Source organism: Corynebacterium meridianum, assembly GCF_016342265.1.
In the GTDB taxonomy this organism is placed as follows: domain Bacteria; phylum Actinomycetota; class Actinomycetes; order Mycobacteriales; family Mycobacteriaceae; genus Corynebacterium; species Corynebacterium meridianum.
The window spans coordinates 199068-211858 of sequence record NZ_JAEIOS010000015.1; the positions used below are offsets into that span (position 1 = coordinate 199068).

The window sequence follows — 12791 nt, forward strand, 5'->3', positions numbered from 1 at the left end:
GGCCTCCGGGGCGCTAGACTCGGAGCCAAATGTTAAGCGAAACTCTCCTCCTGCTTGCCGGTGCGTCCGCCGCCGGTGCCGTCGCCCTGACGCTCGCCGCGAACCGCCGCGACGCCCTGGCACGCCGGAACGCTCCCGCCGGTGCCGACACCGCGCCCGACGCCGATTCCGAGACCTCCGGCGCCGAACCGGCGGTGTCCGTCACCGCACCCGAGCCGGTGCGGGACGGGAAGCACGGCGAGGACCCGACGGCCCGGGACCGGGACCCCGAGCCGGACCGCGCGGAGATCGTGGATCCGGTGACCGACGAACCCGGAGAACCCGGCCACACCGGAGACGGGATGGACGTGATCGACGTGGAGGTTGAGGATCAGCTGCGCGACGTCCCGGTCCTGACCCCGGAGGAACGGGACGAACACCTACGCGAAGCAGATGTCCCGGAGGATGCCCCGCCGGGCCGGGAGAAGGCCGCGGATGCCCCCACCGGAAGGAACCGGGTCTCCAGCGCCGTGAATGCGCACGGAGGTCTGCACCTGCCCGGGTCCGCGCGCCGGACCCGACGCCGGTGGGCCGCGGCCAACGGTTACGACTACAGCAAGGGCGACGCGTTCCTCACCGATGAATGGAGCTTCGGTCCCGCGGGTGCCGGAGCCGCGGCAAGGGACGTCGTCAGCGGCATGACCTCCGGACACGAGTTCCACCTCGTGGACCTCGGGCCGGAGACGGTCCTCGCGTTCCGGCGCGTCAGCGGGAGTGCTGCCGTCGTCGAGATGTCGCGCACGGCGGACGACCGGGACACCTCCTTCCGGCTCGGGGACTTCGCGGTGTTCTGCGCGGAGCCCGATGTCGCACGCCGGTTCGTCGACGAGCGGGTCACCGCAGCGATGGAGGCGGTGCCCGCCGCGGTGACGATGATCTGGACGGAGTCACGCTGGGTGATCGCCCAGCTTGTCCGACGGAGTTCCCCGGAGGACTGGGAGGCCGCCCTCGAGCCGATGGCACTGCTGGCCGACGCCGCGTGCACCCTTCCGCCCCGGGCCGGGGAGACCCCGCTCCGGGACAGTGGGGGACTGGATCCCTCCCGGCCGCTGCCGCCACCGCACCGGGACCAGGAACGCACCGGAGACGATGCGGAGGAGACGGACGTCTCGCCCGCGCAGCCGCTGGTGCACCGCCCGGACGAGCCGGTGGAACTGCCCAGCCGCTTCCGTGCCGAGCAGCGCGGTACCGTGGAACCGCGCGCCGTCGGTGGCGATGAGATCGACGCCATCGCCGACGGACGGGACGCGGCCCCCCAGCCCGGCGGGGTGCGCGTACCGCGGACCTTCCGAACCGGTCCGAGCATCTTCACCGACTCCGGGGCCGACGCCGAAGCCCCGGACACCGACAACCCGACTACCCCCGAGGAGCGCTGAACACCCGTGACCCTTTCGTCCGCCGAAGCCCGTGGAGAACTAGCCGAACTGGTCAAGGAACTCGCCGTGGTCCACGGCCGGGTGACCCTCTCATCCGGCCGGGAGGCCGACTATTACGTGGACCTCCGGAGGGCGACGCTGCACCACCGGGCGTCACGGCTGATAGGCCAGCTGCTGCGTGAACTCACCGCGGACTGGGACTACGTCGCGGTCGGTGGCCTGACGCTCGGTGCGGATCCCGTGGCCACCGCCGTCATGCACGCCGAGGGGCGGGCGATCGACGCGTTCGTCGTCCGCAAGGAGACGAAGAAGCACGGCATGCAGCGTCGGATCGAGGGGCCGGACATCGTCGGGAAGAAGGTCCTCGTCGTCGAGGACACCACCACGACCGGCAATTCGCCGCTCACCGCCGTGGAGGCGCTGCGTGAGGCCGGTGCCGAGGTCGTGGGGGTTGCCACGGTCGTCGACCGCGCCACCGGTGCGGACAAGGTCATCGCCGACGCCGGACTCGAGTACCGCTACCTGCTCGGCCTGTCGGATCTCGGCCTTGAGTGACCAACTGACCGACACCCGGGGAGGACAAGACGCAGAGCGGCCCGGACCGACCGAGTGGGGGGCCGGGCGCGTCGGCGTCGGCCCCTGGGACGAGGAACATCCGGGCGAACCGGTACCGGAGGATCCCCGATTCGATCCGACACTCCTCGCGGAGGGGGACCGGCGCAACGTCGTCGACGCCTACCGGTACCTGACCCGGGAGGCGATCGTCGCGGATATCGACACCCGCAGGCACCCGCTGCACGTCGCGATCGAGAACTTCGAGAACGACGCGAACATCGGGACCGTCGTGCGCACGGCCAACGCCTTCGCCGTGGACACCGTGCACATCGTCGGGCGGCGCCGGTGGAACCGGCGCGGCGCGATGGTGACCGACCGGTATCAACACCTGCTGCACCACCCGGACGTCGACACCCTCCTCGCGTGGGCTCAGGCCCGGGACATCACCGTTGTGGCCGTCGACAACACACCCGGATCGGTTCCGCTCGAAACCGCCAGGCTGCCCGAGCGGTGCCTGCTTCTGTTCGGACAGGAGGGCCCAGGTATCACCGAGGCCGCGCGGAGGGGAGCCGTCATGACCTGCTCCATCGCGCAGTTCGGGTCGACGCGCTCGATCAACGCGGGCGTCGCTGCGGGTATCGCCATGCACAGGTGGGTCACGCAACACGCGGACCTGGAACGCGCCTGGTAGCTGTGTGACCGCAGATACGGTACCTGAAGTGGGACAAGTAACATGCCGCCGACCCCGAGAGATTAACCCTGACGTGCAAGAAAAATGGGCCCACCGCGCTGACCTCGCGGAAGCTGCGATCAATGAGCGGCACGCGAGTCGACTCTGGCTGCTTCCCCGCACCAACCTGGCCGTGGTCGCGTGGCCCCCGACCACGAAGGACAAGATCTTCCTCCGTTGGCACTACTGGTGGCAGGCCCACTACCTGGACTGCCTCGTCGATGCCGCGGTCCGGCGTCCCACGCCGACCCGGCAGCAGCGGATCAGGCAGACCCTGCGGGGGATGCGGATCCGCAATCTCCGGGGACTAACCGCGAACCGGTACTACGACGACAAGGCGTGGCTGGCTCTGGCGGGTGCGCGTGTGCAGGAGGTCAGGAAGTTCCGCGTGCCGAAGGCGATCAGGCCGCTGGAGAACAACATCATCGCCGGCGCGGACAATCTCACCGGCGTTTTGCCCTGGCGTACGAACGAGACCTTCTACAACGTCCCCACCAACGGCCCGGCCGCGATCATGATGGCCCGGACTGACCGTCTCGAGCAGGCGATCGACCTCACCGACTGGATCTTCGACAACCTCATCAACGAGCAGGGTCTGGTCATGGACGGGGTTCGACTTCGGATGCACGGGCCGGAGATCGTCCGCGACATCCATCCCTACTGCCAGGGGGTCACCCTGGGGGCATGTCTCGAGATCTCCGAGAAGCTGCGGGAACGTGCGGGGCTGGAACCCGGGCAGTCGATCACCGGAATCGATGACGCGGAGAAGGTCGAGCACCTCATGCTCTGGGTCACGCGTCTGCGCGAGCTGGTGCACGCGGTGGCCAAGGACATGGCGACGCCCGCCGGGGTGATCGACGCCCACACCGGCGGCGGGGACGGTGGCCTGTTCAAGGGGATCCTGGTGCGCTACCTCGCGGAGATCGCCCTGCGGCTGTCGGAGGACACGCCGTTGAACAGGGCGACGCGCAAGATCGCCGCGCGCCTGGTGCTAGCGTCCGCGGAATCGGTGTGGAATCACCGGCTCGAGATCGACGGGTTGCCCGTGTTCGGGGCGGACTGGACGACGGATGCGAATCTCCCGCGTAACGCGGGGGTTGTGGGCACCTCAATCGCCGGTGCGGTCCGCAGCTCCGAGATCCCGGAGCGGGATCTGTCGGTGCAGTTGTCCGGGTGGATGCTCATCGAGGCCGCGGCGAGGGTGTCCGCGGCCGGGTACACCTACAACGGTTGAGTGTTACCGGGCCGGCCCGGCGGTCGCGGTCGGCCCGTGTCCGGCCGGTGGATCTGTCCGGCCGGTCGCCTGTTCGGACAGTGGTCGATCTCACGTCCCGAACGGGGTGAGGGTGTCAGTCTCACTACCTGCGAATTTGTCTGAAACGCAGGATGGAAAACAAGAAATCGGGCACGAAATCACAAAATCGGGCACGGAGGGGCGGCGAGAAATCGCCGGTGGGGGCATAATTGAGGGCAGGACGACCGCACCGGCGGTCGCGGACCGCGACACCGCGGTCGTGGCCCCACGGTGTGATCGACACGAAGAACGTCGCACCACGTAAAGGAGAGCACATGCCCATCGCAACCCCAGAGGTCTATGCCGAGATGCTGGACAAGGCCAAGAAGGAAGGCTTCGCCTTCCCGGCCATCAACTGCACCTCCTCGGAGACCATCAACGCAGCGCTGAAGGGCTTCGCCGAGGCGGAGTCCGACGGCATCATCCAGTTCTCCACCGGTGGTGCGGAGTTCGGTTCCGGCCTGGCCGTCAAGAACATGGTCAGGGGTGCCGTCGGCCTCGCGGCCTACGCCCATGAGGCCGCCAAGAACTACGGCATCAACGTCGCCCTGCACACCGACCACTGCCAGAAGGAGAAGCTGGACACCTACGTGCGTCCGCTGATCGCCATCTCGCAGGAGCGCGTCGACCGCGGCGAGGCCCCGCTGTTCCAGTCCCACATGTGGGACGGCTCCGCCATCCCGATCGACGAGAACCTCGAGATCGCCCAGGAGCTGCTGGAGAAGGCCCGCAAGGCCCACATCATCCTGGAGCTGGAGATCGGTGTCGTCGGCGGTGAAGAGGACGGTGTCGAGGCCAAGGCCGGCGCCCAGCTCTACACCTCGCCCGAGGACTTCGCCAAGACCGTCGACGCCATCGGCACCGGTGAGAACGGCCGTTACCTGCTGGCCGCCACCTTCGGCAACGTCCACGGCGTGTACAAGCCCGGCAACGTGAAGCTGCGTCCGGAGGTGCTGCTGGAGGGTCAGCGCACCGCAGCGAAGAAGCTCGGCCTGGACGAGAACGCCATGCCCTTCGACTTCGTCTTCCACGGCGGCTCCGGCTCCGAGAAGGAGAAGATCGAGGAGGCCCTGCGTTACGGCGTCATCAAGATGAACGTCGACACCGACACGCAGTACGCGTTCACCCGCCCGATCGTCAGCCACATGTTCAGCAACTACGACGGCGTGCTGAAGATCGACGGCGAGGTCGGCAACAAGAAGGTCTACGACCCCCGCTCCTACCTGAAGAAGGCCGAGCAGGGCATGTCCGAGCGCGTCATAGAGACCTGCCAGGACCTGCACTCCGTCGGGACCTCCCTCTCCAAGTAAGGCCCCGCAGGAAACACCCCGGTAGGCGGTTCACCCCGTCTGCGAAGGCCCCGCCCGAACGGCATCATCCGTTCGGGCGGGGCCTTTCCGCGTTCCCGGAACCGGTTCAGGAGGTGGGTGTCGGACACGTTCCGGTGTGCATCTGGTAACGCTACCCTTACAAACTGGCCGTGATCCGCGTAGCCTCTGATGGGTACATCCCGCCCACGGAGAGAAAGAGACCAGCGGTGATCGCACCAGTGCACGCCCGGTCGGACGACGGTTGTCTGCGCCTGGCCGGCGTGACCGTGGCCCGCCGCGGTACCGTCCTCATCGAGGACCTGAGCCTGGACGTCCGCCCCGGGGAGGTGCTCGGTGTGTCCGGCCCCTCGGGGTGCGGGAAGACCACCCTCCTGCGCGTCATATCCGGGCTCACCAAGGACTTCTCGGGTGACGTAGCCAGGCCGGAGGGGCGTATCGGGATGGTGTTCCAGGAACCGCGCCTCCTGCCGTGGTTGACCGCCCGGGACAACATCGAACTCGTGCTCCCGGGTCTCTCCAGCGGGGAACGCGCCGCGACCACGGACTCCTGGCTCGATCGCGTCGGCCTCGGCGAGGCGGCGGAGCTTCTCCCCGCCGCGATGTCCGGCGGGATGCGCCAGCGGGTCTCAGTGGCCCGCGCGATGGCGACCGGACCGGCGCTCCTGCTCGTCGACGAACCGTTCGCGGCACTCGACAAGCCGCTGGCCCGACGCCTCCGGCGACTGCTGCTCGACGTGATCACCCGGGACACCGTCACCGTCTGGGTGACCCACGATCCCGAAGAGATCGCCGAGGTGTCCACCGCGCGCCTGGCCTTCGATCCTCCGGGGGAGATCTCCGTACAAGTCCATCCACCGACCACAGAAGGAAGCGGAACACCATGAGCCACAAAATCAGGACACGCGTCACGGCGGTCGCCGCACTGGCCGCGCTCACGCTCGCCGGCTGTTCATCGGACCCGGAGCCCACCGGCGACGCCGGCACATCCGCGACGTCCGCGGCCACCGCGTCCACCGCGGCTTCCGGGGACGCCACGGACACCGACCGGACGAAGATCCCGCGCCTGCGCGCCTACCTGCACAGCACAATGGCGTTCGGCGCACCGATGATCAACTTCGACAAGGACGGTGAACTTGAGGAGTACGCCGACGAGGTCGACGTCGACTACTGGGACAGCGTCGACCAGCTGCGTGCCGCGATGATGCAGGGCGACGCCCAGGTGGCGGCCACCCCCGCCTACACCGCCGCGAACCTCTACAACAAGGGGGTCGACGTCCGTCTCATCGGGCAGGTCGTGTGGGGGATGCTCTACGTCCTCGGCCCCGACACCGCCGAAGAAGGCGACTGGGACGGGCTGAAGGGACAGAAGGTGGCGGTCGTCATGCCGGGGGAGATGGTCGACCTCGTGTTCAGCTACCTCCTGGCCGAGAACGGCCTGGACAAGGAAACCGACATCACCTACGTGCCGGTGAACGATCCGCGGCAGGCGGTCGGCATGCTCGCCAAGGGGGAGGTCGACTGGGCCGTGCTTCCGGAGCACCTCGCCACCGTCGCGCTGAAGAAGACCGCGGAGTCCGGGAAGAACCTCAAGCGCGTATTCAACCTCCAGGAGGAGTACGGCAGGGCCACCGGCGGGCCGGCCCGGTTCCCGATGGCCGGCCTGATCATGCCCGGCGAGCTCGTCGACGCCCATCCGGAGCTCCCGGCGGCGGTCCTCGAGGAGGTCGCCGACACCACCGCCAAGGTCAACGACGGTGACGATGCCACGATCAGGGCTATCGCCGAACAGTACGATATGCCCGAGCCGCTCGTCCGGGACATCATCCCGCGCCTCAACCTCGAGGTCGTCCCCGCGTCCGAGTCACGGAAGCAGTACGAGGAGTTCCTTGAGGTCCTCGCCACGGTCAACCCGGACGTCTACGGCGGAACCCTGCCGGATGACAGCTTCTACGCCGAGTAGGTGATGATCCCGGACACGTCCCCACCGACAGGGTCGCGCCACGCGGCCGCCTGGATCCTCGCCGGTGCCGCCGCACTGCTCCTCTGCTGGCACGCCGTGAGCATCGGTCAGCTCGAGTACGTTCTGCCGGGCCCGGTACGTACCGCCCGGGCGCTGGCCGGGCTTATCGCGGACACGGATTTCTGGGCGGCGCTCGGTCTGACCATGGCGCGGGCCGCGGGAGGTCTCATCTGCGGTGTCGGCGTCGGTCTCGCGTGGGGTGTTCTCGGCGGGGTGTGGATCCGGGCCTCCTGGTTCGGCCAGCCTCTGCTCCAGGTACTCCTGGCCACCCCACCGATCATTCTCGTGATCCTCGGGCTCACCTGGTTGGGCGCCAACGGGTGGGTCGCCGTGCTTGTCGTGGCGCTCGTGACGACACCGCTGATCGCCGCCACGACGGAGGAGGCGATCCGGGGCATCGACCACGATCTCGTCGAGATGGCCCGCGTATTCGGTCTCTCCCGCGCGGCGATCGTCACCCGGGTGATCCAGCCGATGGTCACGCCCCCGGTACTGGCGTCGACGACGGTGGCGCTGGGGCAGGGGATCCGGGTCGCCGTCATGGCGGAACTCCTCTCCACCGCATCCGGCGTCGGTGGTGCCGTGCGCATGGCGCAGATCAACATCGACACGCCGACCATCTTCGCCTACGCGGTGGTGCTCACGGCCGTCACCTTCGCCCTCGACAGGCTGGTGGTCCAGCCGCTGCGGGAGCGCGCCAACAGCTACCGCGCCGGCTCCGGGGCGGCCGTCTGACGGTGCGGACACCGGTGCCGGTCAGCGGTCGTGCACCCGGTGGCCGCCGTGGGGGCGGTGGCGTAGAGTACAATCGGCCGTTCCACGACCGACCCCGACACTCCGCCCCGCCGTCGCCCCACCCGACGGGATCCGACCGGGACACCGTCGACCCGAAAGAAACTATCCTGAACAGATGGCCAGGCGAACATCCTCCGTGCCCAACCCGGCAACCGCGGTGAAGGAACTGCTGCGCCCCGGTATCCAACGACTCCGACTCAGCTGGGTCTCCATCCTGCAGGGCGGCATAGCCGCTGGCCTGTCCTGGTGGGTCGCGGTGAACCTCTTCGGCCACGAGTCGGTGTTCTTTGCGCCGATGGCCGCGATCATCGTCATCGGGCTCACCGGCGGCGACCGCCTGCGGCGCGCGGTGGAACTCAACATCGGCGTGCCCCTCGGCGTCGGGATCGGTGACCTCCTGGTCACGTGGCTCGGCACAGGCACCTGGCAGATGACGTTCATCGTGCTCCTCGCGCTGACGGTGGCCGTGCTCGTGGACAAATCCCCCCTCGTTTCCACGCAGGCGGCCATCGGCGTCGTGCTCATCGCCACGATCTTCCCGCCCGGGACCTCGGGCGGGATCGACCGGATGCTCGACGCATTCATCGGCGGCACCGTCGGCATCATCGTCATCGCGCTGATCCCGAACTCACCGCTGCGCGGGGGACGGCAGGAGATCGCCACCATCCTCACCATCGCCGGCCACGTCCTCAAGGAGGTCGCCGTCGACCTTGCGGACGGCAACACGAAGGGGATCAACGCCGCACTGCAGGAGGCGCGTGGCACCCAGGCGAACATCAACAATCTCATCGCCGCCGCGAAGACCGGCAGGGAGGCGGCGACGGTCTCCCCGCTGCACTGGCGGAACCGGCGCCGGGTGAAGTCACTCATGCGGATCCTCAACCCGGTGGACAACGCGATGCGGAACACGCGGGTTCTCGCGCGCCGGGCGCTCGTGCTCACCGAGGACGGGGACGACGTCAGCGCCCGACAGATAGCGGTCCTCGAGGAGATCGCGGACGTCATGACGGCGCTCGGGGACCTGTTCGCCCGCGGCGAGCGGGTCGGCACATCCGAGCGGATCCCCCAGCTCGTCCGGCGGCTCCGCGTGCTGGGCGCGATGACAGGTCCGGAGGTCGCCGACAAGAAGGTGCTTTCCGCGCAGATGATCCTCGGCCAGTCCCGCTCGATCATCGTCGATCTTCTGCAGATCTGCGGCATGTCCCGCAAGTCGGCGCAGGCCGCGCTGGCACCGACCAGCGCGCACCCGCACGTCGATCCCGAGGTGTAGCCCCACCCGGCTGCGTGGAGCGCCGGGAAACCTGCTGTACGGGGTCCAGCCGGTTACGCCACCCGCCCGCCGGCGTCCGTTCCGCGGCGGGAATGAAACCCTCGAAAGCCTGGGACAGCCGGATTATTGTCGTGGTCAGAAATAACCCACCGTGCCCCGTGCAGGGGAGAGAGGCAAGTGCAACGATCATGGACCGGAACGTCCTCCAGTCACGTCCCGTGTGGGCGGCCTCCGCCGCACTGGTGCTCGTCCTCGTCACCAACCTGCTGGTCAACGGCTGGCAGCTCACCGGCGGATTCGCCGTTCTGGCGGTCAGCACGGCGATCGTGCTCGTCGCGATCATCGCCCGTGCGAAGAAGCAGGGGGACCCGGCCTCCTGAGTGCCGGCGGAACGGGTCAGGGCTGCCGGACGATCTGCAGGTCCCGCAGGTGCCGGTAGAACGTCACCCGTTCCGCGGGGCGGGGCCGGGAGACACCGTCCACCGTGATCCGCAGGTCCGGCCCGCCGGCCTGCAGTGCCCGGCCCGTGCGCAGGGTGGTGGGATCCACCGTCCCCGACGGCCGCGCCCGCCGGAGGATCCGGTCGGCGAAGCCGCCGCGCACCGGCTCAAGGGGGGTGTCGGCGACCACGGCGGCGATCCCCGGGGCGTCGAGCATGGGGACGAGCCGGGCGCCGTAGCGGCCGGTGCGGGGAGCTCTCCGACCCGCCCGGTGGTTGAGCAGGGTGTCGTCGTCGACGATGACCTCCCCGGTCATCTCCGCCGCGGGATCGAAACAGGAGACCGTCGCGCTGCCGGCGACCGCGACCGCGGAATCGTCCCGGATCAGCGGAGCCGGGTGGACGTGCCCGCCCAGCGCCAGGGCGAGGGCGTCGAGGGGATCGGAGGGAAGCCCGAAATTGGCCGCCGCCGGGGAACCCGGATCGACCGGGACGTACCCGACCTCGACCCACATCCGGTCCGAGCGCATCAACCGGGTCAGCACCGCCGACAGGGCCGCATCCGTGCCGCAGACGACCACCCGCAGCACCTCCTCCGGCTCCTGGGGGGCACGTTCCGGGGTCCCGAGGTGGTCGACGTCGGGCCGTTTCGCGATCTCGTCCAGGCTCGGGGTGGGGTCGACGGGGAGAACGGCGCGCGCCGCCTCGTCGAGGGGGGTGAGATCCCTGCGCGTCGGGACGTCGGGGAGTTCCAGCACCTCGAGGGCGTCGACACCGTGGAGCCCCCGGACGTCGTCGAGCACGGACCGGTTGACCGGAAGATCGTCGGAGCCGCCACAGACCAGGAAGAGCACTCGCATGGTCAAAGATGATACGCGCGTGGACGTGAGGGGTAGGATTGTGAGACGTCTGTGCCGCGCTCGCCGCGGCGAAGCTGTCGAGCTATCGGAAGAGGCGTGTTAGAACATGGCCGCAATTGTTGTAGTGGGCGCCCAGTGGGGCGACGAGGGTAAGGGCAAGGCCACCGACATCCTCGGATGCCAGGTCGATTACGTGGTCAAGCCGAACGGCGGGAACAACGCCGGTCACACCGTCGTCGTCGGCGGTGAGAAGTACGAGCTGAAGCTCCTGCCCGCGGGTGTCCTGAGCGAGAACGCCGTCCCCGTCCTGGGCAACGGCGTCGTGATCAACCTGGAGGCCCTGTTCGACGAGATCGACGGTCTCGAGGCCCGCGGGGCGAACGCCTCCCGGCTGCGGATCTCCGCCAACGCCCATGTCGTCGCGCCGTACCACCAGGTCCTTGACCGGGTGCAGGAGCGGTTCCTGGGTAAGCGTGCCATCGGCACCACCGGGCGTGGCATCGGCCCGACCTACGCGGACAAGGTCTCCCGCGTCGGTATCCGGGTGCAGGACATCTTCGATGAGTCGATTCTGCGCCAGAAGGTCACCTCGGCGCTGGACGTGAAGAACCAGATCCTGGTCAAGATGTACAACCGCAAGGCCATTGACCCGGAGCAGATCGTCGACTACTTCCTGTCCTATGCTGATCGTCTCCGCCCGATGGTCATTGAGGCGGAGTTGGAGCTCAACCGCGCCCTCGACGAGGGCAAGCACGTGCTCATGGAGGGCGGCCAGGCGACGATGCTCGACGTCGACCACGGCACCTATCCCTTCGTGACGTCCTCGAACCCGAGTGCCGGTGGGGCGTGTGTCGGGTCCGGTATCGGCCCGACCCGGATCACCTCCTCCCTGGGCATCATCAAGGCCTACACCACCCGCGTCGGTGCGGGCCCGTTCCCGACGGAGCTGTTCGACAAGTGGGGCGAGTTCCTGCAGACCACCGGTGGCGAGGTCGGCGTCAACACCGGACGCAAGCGCCGCTGCGGCTGGTACGACTCGGTCGTCGCGCGTTACGCCAGCCGGGTCAACGGTTTCACCGACCTGTTCGTGACCAAGCTCGACGTGCTGACCGGTATCGGGGAGATCCCGATCTGCGTCGCCTACGACGTGGACGGCAGGCGCTTCGACGAGATGCCCACCAGCCAGTCCGATTTTCACCACGCCGAGCCCATCTACGAGACGATGCCCGCGTGGGACGAGGACATCACCGGGTGCCGGACCTTCGGGGAGCTGCCGCAGCGTGCGCAGGACTACCTGAACCGCCTGGAGGAGCTGTCCGGCTGCCGTATCTCCTATGTCGGTGTCGGCCCGGGTCGTGACCAGACCATCGTGATCAACGACGTGATGGAGTCCTGACCGGCACTCCGCTGGAAGAACCCCGCACCCTCGGGCGCGGGGTTCTTTCGTGTCCGTGTCCGGTGTCCGCGACTGGTCACAGGGTATTTTTTCAGGGATCCCCTGGAGGCGGGAATAGATCTCGCCGTTTTGTGGTTGTGTCAACAAGATGTGAAAAAAGAACAGCATCACCCATTCCGGGATGCCGGGATGGGACAACCCAACCAAGGAGCAACCATGACCCGTACCCCGACCGATATCGGTCTGCTGATCATCCGCCTCGTATTCGGCGGTATCCTCACCGCGCACGGCTTCCAGAAGCTCTTCCTGATGGGGCCCGGCCAGACCGGCGCCGCATTCGCGAACATGTCGAGCCTCCCCGCCCCCGAAATCATGGCGTGGATCGCCATCATCGTCGAGCTCCTCGGCGGACTCGCGCTCATCGCAGGTATCGCGACCCGCATCGCGGCGATCGCCGCCGCCGTCGTCATGGCGGGTGCGATGGTCACGGTGCACCTGGCCAACGGATTCTTCAACACCGACGGCGGCATCGAGTACACCCTCATGCTGTCTGCCATCGGCGTCGCCCTCGCCGTGACCGGCGCGGGACGGTACAGCCTGGATGCCGCACTCGGGCGCACGGGACGTGGCACCCCCGCAGACCGCATCTGACGACGGCACACGCCAAACGTTTTGGGCCCCGATCC

At 68.3% G+C, this 12791-nt stretch carries 13 protein-coding genes; 12 read left to right on the top strand and 1 reads right to left on the bottom strand.

Annotation, left to right across the window (positions count from 1 at the left end):
• Positions 1–29 precede the first annotated feature (29 nt).
• The 10 genes from JDV75_RS10890 (at position 30) to JDV75_RS10935 (ending at position 9790) form a co-directional block, all read left to right on the top strand.
• Positions 30–1415: a type III secretion system chaperone family protein gene (locus JDV75_RS10890; RefSeq protein WP_198739270.1), complete on the top strand. Its 1386-nt coding sequence runs from the start codon at positions 30–32 to the stop codon at positions 1413–1415.
• Between the two features lie 6 nt (positions 1416–1421).
• On the top strand, positions 1422–1970 hold the full coding sequence (gene pyrE / locus JDV75_RS10895) for an orotate phosphoribosyltransferase (protein WP_198739271.1): 549 nt from the start codon (positions 1422–1424) through the stop codon (positions 1968–1970).
• Complete coding sequence (locus JDV75_RS10900) at positions 1963–2661, top strand: TrmH family RNA methyltransferase (protein WP_232958465.1); 699 nt, start codon at positions 1963–1965, stop codon at positions 2659–2661. Before pyrE ends, JDV75_RS10900 begins: the two co-directional genes overlap by 8 nt.
• A gap of 73 nt (positions 2662–2734) precedes the next feature.
• Positions 2735–3934: a glycoside hydrolase family 76 protein gene (locus JDV75_RS10905; RefSeq protein WP_198739272.1), complete on the top strand. Its 1200-nt coding sequence runs from the start codon at positions 2735–2737 to the stop codon at positions 3932–3934.
• A 335-nt stretch (positions 3935–4269) separates the two neighbouring features.
• Complete coding sequence (gene fbaA, locus JDV75_RS10910; protein WP_198739273.1) at positions 4270–5304, top strand: class II fructose-bisphosphate aldolase; 1035 nt, start codon at positions 4270–4272, stop codon at positions 5302–5304.
• A 227-nt stretch (positions 5305–5531) separates the two neighbouring features.
• Complete coding sequence (locus tag JDV75_RS10915) at positions 5532–6209, top strand: ATP-binding cassette domain-containing protein (protein WP_198739274.1); 678 nt, start codon at positions 5532–5534, stop codon at positions 6207–6209.
• Positions 6206–7285 carry an ABC transporter substrate-binding protein gene (locus JDV75_RS10920; RefSeq protein WP_198739275.1) on the top strand — a complete coding sequence of 360 codons (1080 nt, stop codon included), beginning with the start codon at positions 6206–6208 and terminating at the stop codon, positions 7283–7285. Before JDV75_RS10915 ends, JDV75_RS10920 begins: the two co-directional genes overlap by 4 nt.
• Positions 7286–7288: 3 nt before the next feature.
• On the top strand, positions 7289–8080 hold the full coding sequence (locus tag JDV75_RS10925; RefSeq protein WP_198739276.1) for an ABC transporter permease: 792 nt from the start codon (positions 7289–7291) through the stop codon (positions 8078–8080).
• A gap of 175 nt (positions 8081–8255) precedes the next feature.
• Positions 8256–9410 (top strand): FUSC family protein, encoded by a 1155-nt coding sequence (locus JDV75_RS10930; protein ID WP_198739277.1) that lies wholly within the window; start codon positions 8256–8258, stop codon positions 9408–9410.
• 188 nt (positions 9411–9598) lie between these two features.
• Positions 9599–9790: a hypothetical protein gene (locus JDV75_RS10935; RefSeq protein WP_198739278.1), complete on the top strand. Its 192-nt coding sequence runs from the start codon at positions 9599–9601 to the stop codon at positions 9788–9790.
• A 16-nt stretch (positions 9791–9806) separates the two neighbouring features.
• Here JDV75_RS10935 and JDV75_RS10940 read toward each other — a convergent pair whose 3' ends face one another.
• Positions 9807–10709, bottom strand: a complete 903-nt coding sequence (locus JDV75_RS10940; RefSeq protein ID WP_198739279.1) for a diacylglycerol kinase catalytic domain-containing protein — start codon at positions 10707–10709, stop codon at positions 9807–9809.
• Positions 10710–10815: 106 nt separating this feature from the next.
• On the opposite strand from JDV75_RS10940, the gene JDV75_RS10945 reads away from it, so the two are divergent.
• Both JDV75_RS10945 and JDV75_RS10950 read left to right on the top strand, forming a co-directional pair.
• Positions 10816–12105 carry an adenylosuccinate synthase gene (locus JDV75_RS10945; protein WP_198739280.1) on the top strand — a complete coding sequence of 430 codons (1290 nt, stop codon included), beginning with the start codon at positions 10816–10818 and terminating at the stop codon, positions 12103–12105.
• Positions 12106–12321: 216 nt separating this feature from the next.
• Complete coding sequence (locus JDV75_RS10950; protein ID WP_198739281.1) at positions 12322–12756, top strand: DoxX family protein; 435 nt, start codon at positions 12322–12324, stop codon at positions 12754–12756.
• Positions 12757–12791: the final 35 nt, after the last annotated feature.